The sequence below is a fragment of the Flavobacterium sp. ov086 genome (assembly GCF_900187965.1).
GTDB lineage: Bacteria > Bacteroidota > Bacteroidia > Flavobacteriales > Flavobacteriaceae > Flavobacterium.
The window spans coordinates 147408-166176 of sequence record NZ_FZNL01000002.1 but is presented as its reverse complement, the minus strand read 5'-3'; the positions used below and the strand labels follow the sequence as shown (position 1 = coordinate 166176).

Sequence of the window (18769 nt, the reverse complement as noted above, 5' to 3'; positions counted from 1 at the left end):
TTTTAGTTTTCATTTCATACTGTAATTTTTTAAAAAATGTTAATACTTAATTCTCAGATTATTTGATTTTCTTACAATCCAAAAATATAAGGTTAACATAAATTTCACATATTAAAAATGATGCAAAAACTATCAAATTTGTAGCACGAAACCTTCAATAAACACGTAATCATCTATTTTTCAAATATTTAACAATAAAAACCTAAATAAGGTATTCCTAATATTGCTATCGCTTTTTTGAGTATGAAATAAAAATAAATACGATTTATAGCTTTTTAATAATTATTTAAAAATGATTTTTACTGTTAATTCATTTTATTTTCAATAAACTGATCCAAATTGCATTCTTTTACAAATCTGAAATCGGTTATTTATTAAAGCAAAAAAAAAGAGGCTGTTTCACAAATAGTGAAAACAACCTCTTTTCTGTTTTTTATTCCGATTTCTGTCAAAACCGGAAGTCTAATATTCAATTCTCAAGAACTGAAATCTCTTCTTTTTTTGTTTTAATAGCACTATGCTTTTTTATTATGTGTGGGCAAGTATCCAAATTTTTCTTTATAACATTTTGTAAAATAAGAAGGAGAACTAAAACCAACTTTAATACTAATCTCGGTCATATTATCATTACCAAGCTCTATTAACTCTTTTGCTTTTTCTAAACGAACATTCCGTATAAATTCATTTACGGTTACGCCTGTTAGTGTTTTTATTTTTCGATACAACTGGCTTCTGCTTAAAAACACGTTCGAGGCCAGAACCTCAACACTCAACTCGTATTCACTAATGTTTTGATTAATATAATTCAGAACATTTTTTATAAATTCATTATCCAAAGTGGTTGTTTTTTCTTTTGCTTTTGGAGTAATTCCGTTATAGAATTTATTAAACATAATCTGTCTGCTTTTAATGAGCTGTATTAAGCTGGATCGTAGAATATCCATATCAAAAGGTTTGCTCAAATACATATCTGCACCAGAATCAATCCCTTCTAATCGGTCTTTAATCAATGCTTTTGCAGACAACATCATCAATGGGATATGACTGGTTTTAAGATCTGCTTTGATACTTGCACACAATTCCAGACCATTCATAACAGGCATAATAACATCGGTTAAAATCAAATCAGGCAATTTTTGCATAGCTAATTCTAAACCAACCTGACCATTTTCTGCTGTTATAACTTTGTACTCCTTTTTGAGTTCATTTTTTAAATAATTTCGCAACTCAGCATTATCTTCAACAATCAAAATGGTATAAATCCTATCTGGTTTCTCCTCATCATCTGATGGTTCAATGGCTGCTTTTTCGGTAATTGGTGTGAAACTTATTTTTTTCTCCTTTTTAAATTCCTCCAGCATCACTTCGTTTTCATTAAAAAATTCCTTGCCCAGTGGAAATAGCAGTTTAAAAGTAGTTCCAACTCCCAATTGACTCTCTACTTCGATCTTTCCTTTATGTAACTCTACAAATCCACGAACAACTTCAAGTCCTATTCCGGTACTTCCATAATATGCTTTATTCAAATTATTCACCTGATAGAAACGGTCAAAAATTTTCTTAATATCTTTTTTATCTAATCCCGCACCTGTGTCTTCAACAATAATCTCAAAAGAAGGAGTACTATTGGTTGAATTTATCAAAGGAAAATGAACTAATTCATCGTTGACCACTATTTTTATTGTTATTTTTCCATTATCGGGAGTAACCTTAAAGGCATTTGAAATAACGTTAAAAATAATTTTCTCGAACATTTTAGGGTCTACCCAATCCTTTAATGCTTTTTTGCTTGATTCATAATGCAATTGAATTCCACGGCTTAGCGCTTCTTCCTCAAAATAACTAACAATATCCTTTGTAAAACCTACTACTTCAATTAGTTGTACTTTTAAAGGCATTTTATTAAATTGCAATTGATTGAAATCCATCAACTCATTGATTAATCTTGAAAGTCTGTCCGAACTTTTTTGAATAGTCTGTAATTTACTCAATACCCTTTCCGGTAAATCCAAACTATTGTTCTTGATTATATCTCCTAACGGATTTAAAATTAAAGTAAGCGGTGTTCTAAATTCATGTGAGATATTCGTGAAAAATTGTAATTTTTTATTATTTAATTTTTCAATTTGAATTGCTTTTTTCTGCTCAAATTCTATCATTTGTTTTTGTTTAAAACGATTTTGATAGTATTGATTGGTAAAATAAATTCCCGCTAATAGTAATAGAGAATAAAATAGATAAGCAAAAGGTGTTTTCCACCAGGGCGGCAAAATTTCAATTTTTAATTCTAGGGGATTTTGATTCCAGACTCCGTTTTTTTCAGAGGCTTTCAACTTAAAGACATACTTACCCGGCGCTAAGTTAGTATAGGTCGCCGACCGTTTATTGCCAACATAATTCCATGAATCTTCAAATCCTTCTAAATAATAAGCAAATTCATTTCTGGCAGGAAAAGAATAATTTACAGCAATAAAATCAATTGTAAATACGGACTGATCATGCTTAAGAATTATTTTTTTTGTCTGCGATATTACTTTTATTAATGGCGAGTTTTTTTCAAGTGGACCTACTGACTTATTAAAAAGTTTGAGATCTGTTAAGTAAACCGGCAGCTGTTTGTTACTTTTAACTAAACTCGCAGGATTAAAATAATTTAAACCTTCATAACTCCCAAAATAAAGCAATCCTTTTTCGTCTTTCAGAACAGCATTATTATTAAAATCATTTCCCAACAAGCCGTCATAGATAGAGTAATTAACGGTAGTATTGTTTTTTAAATCAAGTCTTGTAATTCCTTTTTTTCCGCTTAACCAAATACACCCGTCATTCGATTCTACAATAGACGAAATTGACTTTTCGTTCAGCCCCTTGAAATTTATATACCATTTAATGGTTTTTGCTTTTTTATTATAGCTGAATAATCCGGCTCCATCAGTACCAATCCAAATTTCTTTGTTTTTGGCCTCATATAAAGTATTAATAGTATGTGTACTTTTATGATTTTTAAGCTTTTCAGACATTTTATCCCGAAAAGAAGTCACTGAAAAAGAAACAAAATCGCTTGTATTGACCTTGTACAATCCCGTTGTTGAACCAACCCAAACAGCATCATCAGAATCTACCATTATTTTTCTGATGTCTGAATTTATTATCCCACTTACATAAAATGGTTTGGAGTTACAATGATGAAATTGACCATCTGAAGGAGTGTAATAATGCAGTCCTTTTGAAAAAGTCCCTATCCAGATTACACCTCTGGAATCTTCAGCAATACTCATGATATTGTCTGATGCCAAACTAGGAGTGTTTTTTGTGTTGTAGTTAATAAACTTATTGCTTCCTTTTTTTAAAACAAAGATCCCTTCATTCCAGTTGGATAACCAAATATTTTGCTTTTTATCAATAAATACATTCGTTATATTATCATTGGTTAATCCGGAATAAAAACTTCGATCAGATTTGGTAATATGTTTAAAACTTTTAGTTGCCGTATTGTAAACATCGACTCCTCCGCCTTCCATAGAAATCCATAACTGATCTTGATGGTCTTTTGCAATACCGGTAACACAATTGGTTTGTAAAGACTGTACATTTCCGGGCAAACTTTCAATAAGACTTACTTTGCTGTTTATTTTATCAAAAGCGCCTAAACCCTTGTTGTAATACCCCAGCCAGATTCTATTCTCTTTATCGAGAAGTAAAGTCCATACAGAATTTGAAGCCAGACTGCGAATATTAAATTTGTTGCTTATGTATTTTTTTTGAACAATCCCCTGATCATTTACAACGATCAAACCATCATTTTCGGTTGCACAAAGAATGGTTTTGGAGTCTGTTGCCAGTATCGACATAATTCTTTTTCTGGTAATGGGATAGGAAACTCCCTCTTTAACTTTTGAATTTAAATCGACTTTTACCAGTCCTTTATATCCATTGCCAATCCAGAGATTTTGCGTGCTGTCTATAAACATCGAAATAATATTAAGCATATCATTGTTTTTACCAATGTTTACTTTTTTGATCTCATTTTTTACGGGATCAAATACTTTCAAACCAAAGCTCGTGCCTAAATAAATTGTTCCTTTTTTGTCTTTTGCCAGAGAATTGATAAAATAATTTGTAGCATTTGGAATATCCGGCTTAATGTGAATTATTTCTCTTGTCTTAGTATTTAGTTTTAGCAAACCATTATTAAAAGTCCCTAAAAAGAGGTTGCCATTATTGTCCTCGATAATACTCTTGACAGAAATTACGTTTTCTTTACTATTCTTTTTTTTAATATTAATATTTTCGAAAGTGTTTAAATTCCTATTATAAAGGCATAATCCTTCATCAGTGCCAATCCATAGCCGGTTGTGGGTATCGACGAAAGCAACATAAATAAGATTACTATTGATAGAATTACTAACTTTTGAGTTTTGCTCATAAGCTACATAATTGATACCATCATATTTATATAGGCCCGCACCATTTGTTCCAATCCACATAAACCCAAATTTATCTTGTGCAATGGTATAAATGCCGCTTTTTGAATTCTCTTTATCTACTAATCGAAATTGATAATTTTCAAATGTATTTTGAGAAAACAAATCCGTTACTATAAAAAATAAGATGACAATAATTCTAAAATATTTCTTTTTGAACATTATAAAAATGGTTAGTAAATTAAAATAAATATAGGCTCTTTTAAGCGAAACTTATTATTTGCTTTTCAATGAATAAGATATTAACAAACCTATTTGATCTTATTCTTTGTTTATTTCTATAGACGATCCACACAAATCTGGTAACCATAATCAATTTGTCATTAATTCAGTAAAACTATTCCTCCGTTGCACGGAATTTTAATTTCAATCTCCTGAGTCTTTTTAAGCTTTATTGTTTCTGTTTTTCCATTTAATTGTTCATCGTCAGAGTAACATTTTAATACTGTTCCTGAAGCAATCATTGGCAATTTCGTTTTAATTTTTAGTGTTTCTTTCTGAGCATTAACGCCTGCTATATACCACTTTGTTCCTTTTCGGCGGGCAATTACTGCGTATTTACCCGGATAACCTTCAAGAAAACGAACCTCATCCCAGGTAGTCGGAACTTCTTTCATAAAATCGATCGCCCATGCCGGAGCATCGGTTAAATTATTGGGTGCCAATGCAAAATGCTGTACACCGCTTTGAAAAAGTACTGCTGTCGCTAAAGCAAACACATCAGAAGTCATTCGTTTCGAACCTTTATTTGGAATATTATCACTGTTATAAAATTTATTTAAAGCGCTTCCGCCAAAATCCATACTTCCTACCGTATTTCGAATAAAAGTATGTGTTGCAGCATTAGTGGCTTCATTGTCACAGCTTCCTTGTCCAAAATGCAGATTTTCGCTAGCCAAAACAGCTTCGCTAGCGGCAAAATTTGGATACATACGCTCCCATCCTCTTGGTAATGTACAACCGTGAAAAATAACCATTAATCCAAAATCATTGGCATCTGTAAGGATATCTTCATACAACTTCATGGTGACTTGTTTGTCGCCGCCAAAAAAATCTACTTTTATGCCTTTTACGCCAATACTTTTCATCCATGCCATTTCCTGACGACGGATTGTTGAATTGTCCATCATTCCTCTTGGTCCCTGAGGCGCATCATTCCAATAGCCATTAGAATTGTACCACAAATACAAGCCAACGCCTTTTGAAGCGCCATATTCAGCCAGTTCTCCAATTTTATCTTTGCCTATTTGTGTATCCCAAAGGGCATCAACCAAAATGGTTTCATATCCCATTGCAGCACTAAAATCGATGTATTGTTTTTGCACCGGAAAAGTAGTGTTGCTGTCCATTTTTATAATCCAGCTCCACGAACCTTTGGTATATTTATATTCTTTTGAAGCTTTGTATTTTGGTTTAACCAAATCAAACGAAATAGTGGTTGCTACAACTGGAGCCAGCGTTTCGCCTACCGTAATAGTTCGCCATGGTGTTTCGCCGGGAAGTGGTACTCCGGGAGCGGTTGTTCCGTTTCCGTTATTTTCTCCCGCCATTGGAAAACCAATAGTATATAATCCTTTTTCATGACCAATTAGTTTGCTGCCACAGTAGTTACCATCTACACCAGTTTCTGAAATTAAAACCCAGCCATTATTATTTACTTTAAAAAGACACGGAAATGTGTAGCCTTCTCCCATACCGTTTTTGCCCATTTGAGCATCTAATGTATAGGATGTTTCATAGCTTGGGGCAGTTCTGGCAAAACCTGTCATTGGCTTGCTTTGCGGACAAAGAAATGTCGTTGTTCCCTCTGGCAAAACAAAACCGGATGCTTCTTCCTGTACCACACAGGAATGGGTTTCCTTTTGCGGATATATTTTATATTTAAAAGCTACGTTGTTATTGCTTACCCTAAATATCACCTCTATAGCAGGTTTATTTTCTTTAGTAAAAGAAAACACGGCTTCGTTAGCCTCATAATGCACATTGCGCTGTTTGATATTAGGAAGCTCATATTGTTCCTCAATTTTATTTTGAGCCACATCAGGTTTTAAATTTAATCCTGTTGTAAAATCCCCTGCATTGGTTTTTAAACCAAGCGGAGAATTTTCCAGAAACGATTTTTCATTGTATAAAATGCTGTAGAAAGGCATTCCGCCTGAGATCGAAACAGAAACTTTAAGTTTTCCATCGGGACTCTTTACAACTGATTGTGCATTAAGTTTAAAAAAACTAAACAGACATAAACATATTATATATTTAAAATTCATAACAGACTTAGGTTAATTGGTTTGTTTTTATTTGTAAAAGATGAAATAATTATCATGACTATCCGTGACTAATACCAAGCAAAAAACTAGTCAAAGATTTCTTAAATAATATCAATGAAAATCTATGATAAAAAGGTTTGCCACTAATTTCTCGAATTACCACGAATTATTTGATTGTACAGATTAAAAAATCTATGGAAATCTATGGAATAGTTTCAAAATAAAAATTCGCTAAAATTCGTGTAATTTGTACCCAAAAAACATACTTGGTACCCTTAGCGGACTGTCATAAAAATTATTGCACAAATACCTTCGTCATTTTTAAATCTTTTGCATCTGAACTGGTACCGTAATACACTTCATATTCACCCGAAGTTATATTTATTCCTCTTGTACTGGCATCGTAAAATTCAAATGAAGCGGACGGTAAATCAATAGTTACATCCTGCTTTTCGCCCGCTTTTAAATTGATTCGTTTAAAAGCTTTCAATGATTTTAAAGGACCATCTTTATCATTAACTTTTCGAACATATACCTGCACGATCTCTGTTCCTTCTCGTTTGCTGATGTTCTTTATTAGAAAATTTAGTTGTGTATTTTCATTCGATTTTATCTTCGTCTTACTCAGATTTGCTGTACCAATTTGGAATTTAGAATAGCTTAAACCAAAACCAAACGGAAACAAAACATTGGTTGTATATCTATACGTACGCCCTTTCATCGAATAATCTTCAAAATCACCCAAGATGTCTGAGTTTTTATAAAATGAAACCGGCAATTTTCCCCCAGGATTGTAATCTCCAAAAAGAACATCGGCGACAGCCTGACCTCCGGATTCCCCCGGATACCACGCTTGTAAAATGGCGTCACAGCTTGTTGTTTCTGGTGTAAAAGCAATTGCAGAACCGGAGCAGTTTACAAAAACGACTTTTTTGCCGGCAGCTTTAAGCTCCTGCAAACATTTTCTCTGAACAGCAGGAAGTTCAATATTAGTTCTGTCGCCGCCTTTAAAACCGGGAAAAGAAACCGGCATTTCTTCTCCTTCAAGAAGTGTAGAAAGTCCACCCACAAAAATTACAGTATCAATACCTTTTAATTTTTGAATTAAGGCTCCGAAATCTAAATCGTGTTCTTTTCCAAAATCGAATTCAAGATTTGCCTGCCAATTGTTGGATTGGGCATACAGAATTTCGATTTTATATTTTTTACCTGCTTCAACTGCAAAGGCAATTTTTCCCGGAACAGTGCGCCAGTTGTTATATTTTGTTATCGATTTTCCATTAACTAATAATTCAAAAGCTCCCGTAACTCCAGTTTTAAAAACAAGACTATCATTTTCTTTAGCCAGAAATTCTGTTTCATATTTTGCCGAAAATCCTTCCAGTTTCACTCCTGAAGCAAATTCATGCTGACCGGCAGTTGTCATTTTTATCGGATTTAAAATTTGCTGTGATACAACACTATTCCCTTCTCTGTTCGGATTATTCCAATACGTGGCTTTCATTCCTTTTTTACCTTCAAATGAAATCTGGTCAAAATAACTTTGATTTACTTTGTCTTCTACTAAATCGCAGGCTTTATCATAAACCATTTTATTTTGGGTAATTTTTGATTCTATACCGTTTTTAATAGTGATTGTTTTTACAGGAGTTCCATTATAATTTCCCCATAACATTGGTTCGTTGTCAGCATTTGGACCAATAACTGCTACTTTGTTTATGTTTTTATTTAAAGGAAGAATGTTATTTTTATTTTGCAAAAGTGTCATGGATTTTTGCGCCATTTCGAGTGCCAACTGCTGATGTTCTTTACTATTAAGCACAGATGCCGGAATTTGAGCCCACGGCACAATGGCGTCATCGTCCATTTCGCCTAAATCAAAACGACCCGTTAAAACGCGAAGCAGGCTTTTATTAATATCAGCTTCTTTTATTAAGTCTTTCTCAACGGCTTCAGGTAAATTTTTAAAAGGATATTTTTCCCAAACACACTCTACATCAGTTCCTGCAAGTACGGCTTTTGATGCCGCATGTGTTGCATCTGATGAAACTTTATGCGTTGTATAAAAATCTGTAACGGCTCCACAATCTGAAACCACCATATATTTATAACCCCACTCATCACGCAAAATACGCTGTAACAAACGTGTATTACTACAGCAAGGTTCATCATCCAATCGCTGATAAGCACACATTACCTGACGCACATCAGCATCCTGCACTAATGCTTTAAAGGCCGGCAGGTAGGTTTCGTATAATTCACGGGGATCTACATTATTCAAATTCAATTCGTGTCTGCTCCATTCCGGTCCTGAATGAACAGCAAAATGTTTGGCACAGGCCAAAAGTTTGCGGTATTTAGCATCAGCAGGACCTTGAAGTCCTCTAACAACCGATATTCCCATTCGTGAAGTAAGGTAAGGATCTTCTCCATAAGTTTCCTGTCCACGTCCCCAACGCGGATCTCTAAAAATATTGACGTTAGGCGTCCAGACCGAAAGACTCAAAAAACGCTTGTTTTCATTGCCATTTTTAATCCATTGATTGTATTTAGCGCGGGCTTCATCAGAAACAGCATTAAAAACAGTGTATAACAACTGATCGTCAAATGATGCTGCCATGCCTATGGGTTCCGGAAAAACAGTCACATTATCATTGTTGGCATAACCATGCAGAGCTTCACTCCACCAATTGAATTTTTTAATGCCAAGTCTGGGTATCGGGTCACTTTGGTCACACATTAATGCTGCTTTTTCTTCAAGCGTTAATCGTGAAATTAAATCTTCAGCACGTTCTTTTGAACTAAGAGATGCATCTTTAAAACGGTATTGTTGAGCGTTTACACTAAAAAAAGATAGTAAACTTATAATAAACAGATAACTAATTTTCATGATTATTCTATTTGAATTAATATATGATGCGTATTTTATTTTGGTTAAATCGTAAACTAATTATTTTTTGAAATTTGATTCTCAATATGGAAGTAATCAAAATCAGCAAATCCTCCCACATTTTTAGTTGCATAATTGAACAAGCCAAATCGATACCCCATAAAATGCGGAAGTGTATACGGCAGTTTTATTTCCTTCCCTATTTTATTCCATTTTTTACCATCTAAACTGTAAAAAAATCTTCCCCTGTCCGCCTTATCCTTAAAATTGCATTCTGCCTTGAAATACACTTTATCCTGTGTTAAAGGAATGCTTTCTGTTTCTATTGGAGCATCTTTAATAGCTTCAATCATTACTATTTTTTTTGAATCCTTTTCGGCTTTTACGCCTACAAGTCCATACTCTTTTTGCAATAACGAAAGTCCTGCAAAATCACCTTCTTTCATTTTAGAAACTTCCATCAGAATAATTCCCGTACTTTCAGGGCCAAAGGTTCTTTGTGTTAAAGTGTTTTTTGCCTGAAGAAAACTGCTGTCGATTCTTCCTGTTTTTAATCGCAAATAACCTTTTCTTTCTTTTACCGACCAAAGCGAATTATCAGGATTGTGATTCCATTGCCACACTAAAAGCAAATCTTTCTCGTTTTTTTTCCGATTAAAATCGTCTGAGTTTACAATTCCGGGAATTACACCTTTGCTTGCCGGTAAATCCAGATATTCCGGTACTTTACCATTTTTACCTAATATTGGCCAGCCCTCTTCCCATTCAACCGGAATTAAATAAGGAATGCGTCCTACACCTCCAGAATCCCTGAATAGATAGGAAAACCATTTTCCGTCTGGTGTATCGATAAGTCCGCCCTGCGCCACGCCCAGATCCTGTAAACCCACTTTTCCTTCCCACAGACCTGAAATTTTATCGGCTCTGTGTATAATTACGGTGCGCATGCCGTCTTTTGGCCAGACGATATTAAACAGATAATATTTGCCTTTGACTTTAAAAAGTTGTGAGCCCTCTGACTGAAGCATGATATTGTTTCCCGCAGGAGCGCTGGCATTTTCTATTAATACTTTTGTTGTTTCTTCTTTTATACCTGACAAATCTTCTTTTAACTCTACAATCTGTAGTTTGCCTGCTCCCCAAACCATGTAAACCTTTCCATCATCATCAAAAAAGATAGAATGATCATGATAAGAACTGTTTAAAACGGTTCGTTTCCAGGGACCTTTTTCGATATCTTTTGTAGAAAAAATATAGGTTTTGCCTGTTGTTCCAGAAAAAGTACTTACATAATAAATACCATTGTGATACCGCAGACTGCTTGCCCAAGAACCTCTTCCGTAATCATTTTTACCATTATCTAAATTCAATTTATCATTATCATCTTCTAATGTTTGATAGGCATAATTGATTATTTTCCAATTCACTAAGTCGTTAGATTTCATAATTGGCACACCCGGATTCATGTGCATTGTCGTGCTGCTCATGTAATACATATCATTTATCCGAATAATAGACATATCAGGAACATCAGCAAAAATGACCGGATTCTGTGCCTTGTTTTGTGCATAATTAATACACCAATTAACAAGCAGAACAAGACTAAAAAAAGCGTTTCTAATTTTCATTTTATTTTGCATCTTTTTAATCTTTTAAAATTCTGAATTGATGAAACCTTGGACTATTACTGCCATCATGAGATCTTATTTTGATGTTTACAATTTCAACTTTATCAATATTTAATCGGATAGTTTTGTTTTCTAAAGAAATGATCTCTGCCGGTTTTTCATTGATGAGAATTGTGATTTTATCTGTATTAAATTCATCAATACAACTTATATCCAAAAATTTTCCCGACTTATTTTTATTTAATAATTGATATGAAATATAAGAACGAGTGCTTCTCCATGATTTTGTATCGTCGTAACCGGAATCACTTTTTTCGCCTTTATAACCATGATCAACTTCTGACTGCTGTTCACCGCAATTAATTTTATCGATCGTTTTAGCTTCCAAAGCCATCGCCTCTATTTCCTGTTGTTTCAGTAAATCGTGTTTTTGTTTATACTGTTCTTTGGTATAATTTTGAAAATACATTTGATATCTTGAGTCGTGAATTTCAAAAAAAGGTTCTAATTCTAATGAATCTAAACGGAAATGCAGATCACCCAATTCCTTCAGTTTTGCGATATAATCTGCCTTTTCTCCTATCATGGCATACGCCTGATCCAGAGGATAATATTTACCTGATGCGACATGTCCCATTCGGCTATCATCAGCAAATAATCCGTCTAAATCTTTGTTTGATGTTTTGGCAGCCAATACAATAGGTCCGTTTACAAAAGCACTCCAATTTGAGCCGTCAGGTAAACTTTCTAAATGTGTCGAAGTTTTAAATTTAACAGATATCTGATCTCCTGATTTCCATTTTCTTTTGAGCATTACATAACTGGAAGGCTTCGTTTCTATTTTTTGAATTTTTCCATTTATAGAAATTTCAAAGTTTTCAGCCCATTTCGGGCAACGGATATTCACCGAAAATGTTTTGCTTTTTTTTAGTTTCAAAACAAGATTTGTATTGTTTTCAAACGGAAATTTTGTGCTTTGTTCTATGTAAATATCTTTTTCTTTCCAGTCTAATGTTGAAGGAATAAAAAGATTTACAAAAACATTATTATCAGAATGACTGTATATTAATTCTCCATATTTAGAATGGTTTTCAAGTCCTGAACCCACACAACACCACATGCTTGTTTCGGGCTGGGAATATACCCGATAATGATTGGGTCTGATAGGAGTAAAATAAACAAAACCGCCTTTTTGAGGATGCTGACTCGAAAGAATATGATTGTAAAGTGTGCGCTCGTAAAAATCAAGATAGGATACATCATTTTTATCCAGAAATAAAGCTTTGCCCAAACGCTCCATATTGTAAGAGTTACACGTTTCCGGCCCCTGATTTGATTTTAACATACCGCTAAAATCTTCGGTAGGATTAAAATGTTCAGCAAAACTGTTTCCTCCAAAAGCTACACTGCGTTTTTGGGTAACGTTTTCCCAGAAAAATTCAGCAGCATCTGACCATTTTTTATCTCCTGAAAGTACACCGATTTTCTCAAATCCAATCACTTTTGGTATTTGGGTATTGGCATGCAATCCTGTTAGCTTATCTTCTTTTTTCTCCAGTGGATTTAAAATGGCTAAGTGCGAAACTTTTTCGGCTGTTTCCAGATATTTTTTGTCCTTGGTGATGATATACAAATCTGCAAAAGATTCATTTATTCCGCCGTGTTCTGTTTTTAAAATATTTTGTATCTGCTCGTCAGAAAGCGGACGAATTAATTCGATAAACCAATCTCCAAGTTTTATTACAATACTCTTTGCTTTTTCATTGTCTGTATAACGATAAGCATCGATTAAACCCGCAAAAAGCTTATGAATATTGTACAGTGGAACCCAGGTATTGTTTAATCCAAAATTACTTCCGTCAATATCCCCGTTATGAATTCGATCCCAAAAAACTTTTCCCTGCGGAATTCCTCCCACATAACCATTGCCATTCTTTTCCTGACAAATGGCCAATTCTGAAATCATATAATCCAGTCGATTTTTAACTTCCTGGTTTCCGGCAGAAGCATACATCATCGCCAATGCAGAAAGATAATGTCCTGCAATATGCCCGTCAAGTCCTATGCTTTCCCAATTCCCATATCGTTCTGCTTTTACAGGCAAACCGGAAGCAATAAGGTACGGAGCTAAAAGTCTGTCGGGATTTAGTTCTAAAATGTATTTAAGATCAACATCCTGCGCATTTTTAAACGGGCCATCTTTTAACCTTATTTCTTTTAGATCAAACAATTGCATTTGAGCCGTTGCTGAAGAGGTTATCAATAAACCCAACAGGTAATACACGATTTTATATTTTCTCAAAAAAATTTTCATATCATTATTTAATTAAAAAACTATAGGTTTTGCCTTTTTCCGTTTTTATATCATATAAATACGTTGGACTAATATCCAAAGGTTCTATATTAGATGTCGCAGCTAAAACTGGCTTTTTAACCTCAGCTGTTTGATAAAAAGTATTTGAATTAATACCTGAAGCTTCTTTTAAATCCTTATTATCTTTTGTCTTCATTTGATTTGGAGTTCTTAATCGAAGGTTTCCTCCCAGATTTGACTGAATACTTACCGATATTAGTTTTCCGTCTTTCCATTTCAAGTCTTTAATTTCAAAACCTCCATGTGCTTTTAAACCTGAAATCTCACCATATTCTTTTAAGGCATCCGGCAAGGCGGGAAGCAAATGAATGGCATCATCTGAACTTTGCATTAACATTTCGGTTATTCCTGATGTGCATCCAAAATTTCCATCAATTTGAAATGGCGGATGTGCATCAAAAAGATTGTTATAAGTCCCGCCACCATCTTTGTTGACACCAAGCGGAGTCAGTTGATTTTGAATTAAACTGTAAGCATGATTTCCATCCTGCATTTTTGCCCACCAATTCACTTTCCAGCCCATGCTCCATCCCGTAGATATATCACCTCTTTGCAATAAAGTATTCTTTGCTGCTGCGAAAAGTTCCGGCGTTTTATATGCAGAAATCTGATTAGAAGGATATAATCCATACAAATGCGAAATATGACGGTGATTATCTTTAGGATCATCCACATCATCGAGCCATTCCTGAAGCTGATTGTATTTGCCAATTTGCATCGGTGGCAGCATATTTCGTAATGTTTTTAAGCTATCTGCATATTGTTTGTCTTTTCCTAATATTTCTGATGCTCTTATCACCGAGCTAAAAACATCAAATACAATCTGATTATCCATCGTTGAACCCGCTGTAACTGCTGAACCCTGATGTGCTGCAGGGGAATTTTCGGGCGAGTTTCCAGGTGCCACAACCAGCCAACCGTTTACGGGATCTTTTACTAAAAAATCAGCATAAAAATCAGCGGCTCCTTTAAGCGTTTCATATACAGATTCAAGATATTTTTTGTCACCTGTATAGAGATAATGCTCCCATAAATGCTGACTTAGCCATCCTCCGCCTGCGTTCCAGACTCCCCAGGTTGCTCCATCAACGGCTCCGTTAATTCTCCAAATATCCGTGTTGTGATGTGCCATCCAGCCACGAGCGCCATACATTACGCTTGCAGTTTCTTTTCCGGTTTGGGCTAATTCCTGAATCATTTTCAAAAGTGGCTCATGCATTTCTGATAAATTTGTTTTCTCAGCAGGCCAATAATTCATCTCTGTATTTATATTGATCGTGTACTTGCTATCCCACGGAGGTGTCATACTCTTATTCCAAATACCCTGAAGATTCGCGGGCTGACCTCCGGGTTGTGACGAAGAAATCAATAAATAACGACCGTATTGATAATATAAAGTAACAAAAGAAGGATCTGAAACATTTCTGAAATTGGCAAGTCTTTCATCTGTTGGTAATTTTGACGTTACTGTAGTTCCTAAATCCAGTTTAACTCTTGTGAAATATTTTTGATAATAGGCAATGTGAGCTTGCTTCATTTTATCATAATTCTTATCAGATGCTTTGTCCAAAAAAGACTTTGCTATTTCATTTTCATTACCACTAATATCATTATAATTAATAAAGTTTGAAGCAATAGAAACATAAATCAGGACCGAATCTGTGCCTTCAATTTTTATTGAATTCCCTACAGTTTTTATACTTCCGCCCTGAATTTTAAATTTTGCAAGTGCGTTAAATTTTACCTTTCCTTCTATTCCTTCATGATCACTTGTAGTGCCGGAAAGTGAAAGTTCATTATTCCCGTTAACGGTTATTTCCTGTTTTTTATGTTGTGAAGTAAAAGCTGCTGTAAATGACAATTTTCCTGCTTTACCGGCAGAAAGTTTTATAACTAAAACCCGATCAGGAAAAGACATAAAGGCCTCTCTTGTATAAGTAATTCCATCTACTTTATAACTGGTTTTTGTAACGGCTTTTTCGATATCAAGTTCTCGGTAATACTCTTTGAAATCCTGCTGATCTGAAAAACTCAATTCTAAATTTCCTACGGGCTGAAACATTTGTCCGTGTGATTTTTTAGTAATTATATTTTCATTGATTAATTTTTCGGCTTTTTTATATTCCTTCTCAAAAAGAAGTTTTCTTATTTCATTTAGGGCTTGTTTTGCATCAGGATTGTCATTTCTATTGGGACTTCCGCTCCAGACTGTTGCTTCGTTTAACTGAAAAATTTCTTTCTCGACATTTCCATAAACCATTGCACCCTGAAAGCCATTGCCTATTGGCAGGGCATTTTCCCAAACCGTACCGGCACCACTTTTATACCAAAGCTTTAAATCATCTTTCTGCTGTGCAGATAATGAAACTCCAAAAAATAGCAATATGTTAATTAAGTATATTTTCATTATAGTTGTTTAAAATTCTATTCTGCAATCATTTCACTTTCAGGCGCTCCCAGATAAGAAGGTTTTAATCCTCCGGTATTGATCAAAATCTTCTGAAGTACAATTCCGACATCTAAAATTCGATAACGAAGTATATGTTTTCCTGCTTTCGAAATTGTATGTTTAGTAGTCGAATGTATGAGGTGTTCTGCCTGCCATTTTCCTAGTTCACCACGGTATTGTCCGTTAAAATTTATTATTTGCGGTTTTTCTCCATCAAAAGAAATTTCATAACGAAGTCCTTTGTTGCTGTTAAAGTTAAGTGTAGGAGCCAAAAGCAGTTCTACATCAAATTCTCCTGTGGAAACAAAATCAATTTCATATTCAACAAAAATATTCTCGTTCTGACCGGGAGATTTATTTTGTGGAAAAGTGGTAATACCACTTTTGGTTTTCCCAAAATCAGGAATCACCTCCCAATGAATATTATTGGAGTTATTTAACTTAGAAAAATGTTCTGCTTCGATAGCAACATAACCTTCTTTTTCTGCGAATGCTTTTCTTATGATCTGCTCTTTTTCTGATACATAACTGATTTCCGGTAAAATGTTTTTAGGAGTATCATGCCAGCTTTTGTAGCCAATTCTCATCTGATCCATTATATGGGTCCATTTTCCGCCTGAAATTTCATTATTGTATTTATTTTGAAGAACAGAATCCCTTGCAAAATTGCTTTTCACCTGATCTGCAAAAGTATTGGCTAAAATGTTTTTTTCTGAAGCCAGTTTTCTGTTATTTGCCTGTGCAAAATACATTTCATAAAGATTGCTGCAGGCATCTATAGGATATAAAACCAATTGAAAATAGGCATCTTTATATTGCTCGGGAAGATCATTGTAAATTCGATAGGCATCAAGTGCCAGGTTCTTGTAATCATTGACTACAGTTTGAAATTCATTATAATTTTCAAGACTGTAGGTTTTGCTGTCCAGCATTTCGGGAGTAACTCTTCGGTTGAATTTTGGATATGTATTTAATAGTCTCGCAATCTCTTTGGCGTGTTTTGTTCCAAATTGATCCGTTGCCCATTTCTCAGTAAAATCAAATAGATTCTGCGAGTTGAATTTGTTGGGATTCCATGCCATTTCTAAAAAGAAACTAATAGGGAATTCCATTGGTTTTAGATCTCCCACATTGACAATCCAGATTTTATCGACACCATGTTCGTAGCTCAGATTCATCTGTTCCCAAACTCTTTGTATCGGACTTATATTTATCCATTTCGAATTTCTTGGACCTCCCACATAATCAAAGTGATAATACATTCCGTAACCGCCTTTGTGAAAAGGTTTTGAAAGGTCTGGAAGTTTACGGACATTTCCCCAATTGTCATCACAGAACAATAAAATAACATCATCAGGAACACGCATTCCCTGATCGTAATAATCCTGTACTTCTTTATACAAAGCCCAAACCTGAGGTGTTTTTTCGGCTTTTTTTTGTGTAACGTCAGCAATAATTTTACGTTGTTCTTTTACGATATTTTCCAACAAACTTATGTTGGTTCCTTCGCTCATTGCTTCATCACCGTCTCCACGCATTCCTACGGTTACGACTTTCTCCCAGTTTTTACTGCGTTCTATTCCGCCTTTCCAGAACTCATCCAAAACGGTTTTATTTTTAGAATAATCCCAAACATTAGGAAGACTATTTTTTTTAATATACCGATGCCAGTCTGTTTGCGCCAAAGCCATTGGTTCGTGATGTGAGGTACCGATAACAATTCCCATTTCATTCGCCAAAGGTCCGCTGGCCGAATCATCATCATAAAAAGCATTTCCCCACATCGCTGGCCAGATATAATTGGCTTTTAGCCGAAGCAGTAATTCAAAAACTTTTTCATAAAACTTACTGTTAAATCCTCCAAATGTTGCTTTTGCCCAGCCGCTTAATGCGGGAGCTTCGTCGTTGATAAAAATCCCTCTGTATTTGACCGCGGGTTCTCCATCACTATATATTCCTTTTACAAAATAAATACTCTCTTTTTTCGCTACAGGAACATCAGCCCAATAATACCAAGGCGAAACACCAATTTGTTTGGATAACTCGTAAATTCCATAAATAGTTCCGCGTTTGTCACTACCGGCAATAACAATGGCTTCTTCTACCCCTTTAAATGGATTCTTTATGTTTTGAATAATGAACTTTTCATTTTTGCCTTTAAGCAATTTTCCATCGATTTTATTTTCTTTAATTAAATCATCAATTACAGAATTGGTGCCGATTGTTCCAATGATAATCAACGGTGCCGATGCATTTGGTTTTTGATTAAAAATTGATGGCTTTTCTCCCGTTACTTTCTCAAAATCGGACTGTAAATTACCTATTGCCCGCAAAATACCTGCATCTGTACCATTACTAACAAAAAAGGAAAGGTGCGAAGATTTCTCTTTAAGTACCACAACATCTCCAACTTTTTGAGTCGTTATAAACGGTTGAGCTGCCTTTAAGTTATTAAAAATAAAAGTGATAAGAAATATTAGAATATATGTTGAAAATCTATTCATTGTACTTTATTTATTAATCAAAATCAATTAATTTAAGTTGCCCATTTAACAATTGAATAAATAAGCTAACTCTAAAAAGTTTAATCCCTACGGGATATTGCTACGGTGTGTCTTTCATTAATTCTACCAATATTTAACTCCTAACGGAGTAACAAAAAAATATCTCGGAGAGA

Annotated in this window: 7 protein-coding genes; all 7 read right to left on the bottom strand. The window is 34.5% G+C overall.

From position 1 onward, the window contains the following. Positions 1–515: 515 nt before the first annotated feature. Positions 516–4646 (bottom strand): two-component regulator propeller domain-containing protein, encoded by a 4131-nt coding sequence (locus CHB81_RS02860; RefSeq protein ID WP_089350385.1) that lies wholly within the window; start codon positions 4644–4646, stop codon positions 516–518. A 161-nt stretch (positions 4647–4807) separates the two neighbouring features. Beyond that, entirely contained in the window at positions 4808–6751 is a 1944-nt protein-coding gene (locus CHB81_RS02855; protein WP_089350384.1) for a glycoside hydrolase family 97 protein, read from the bottom strand. 295 nt (positions 6752–7046) lie between these two features. Next, positions 7047–9641 (bottom strand): xylan 1,4-beta-xylosidase, encoded by a 2595-nt coding sequence (gene xyl3A / locus CHB81_RS02850; RefSeq protein ID WP_089350383.1) that lies wholly within the window; start codon positions 9639–9641, stop codon positions 7047–7049. A 56-nt stretch (positions 9642–9697) separates the two neighbouring features. Beyond that, positions 9698–11269: a glycoside hydrolase 43 family protein gene (locus CHB81_RS02845; RefSeq protein WP_089350531.1), complete on the bottom strand. Its 1572-nt coding sequence runs from the start codon at positions 11267–11269 to the stop codon at positions 9698–9700. 16 nt (positions 11270–11285) lie between these two features. After that, a complete protein-coding gene (locus tag CHB81_RS02840; protein ID WP_217899707.1) occupies positions 11286–13583 on the bottom strand; it encodes a glycoside hydrolase family 127 protein in 2298 nt (765 codons plus the stop codon). 4 nt (positions 13584–13587) lie between these two features. Next, positions 13588–16050 carry a glycoside hydrolase N-terminal domain-containing protein gene (locus CHB81_RS02835; protein ID WP_089350382.1) on the bottom strand — a complete coding sequence of 821 codons (2463 nt, stop codon included), beginning with the start codon at positions 16048–16050 and terminating at the stop codon, positions 13588–13590. A 17-nt stretch (positions 16051–16067) separates the two neighbouring features. Then, entirely contained in the window at positions 16068–18596 is a 2529-nt protein-coding gene (locus CHB81_RS02830) for a glycosyl hydrolase 115 family protein (protein ID WP_089350381.1), read from the bottom strand. Positions 18597–18769 lie beyond the last annotated feature (173 nt).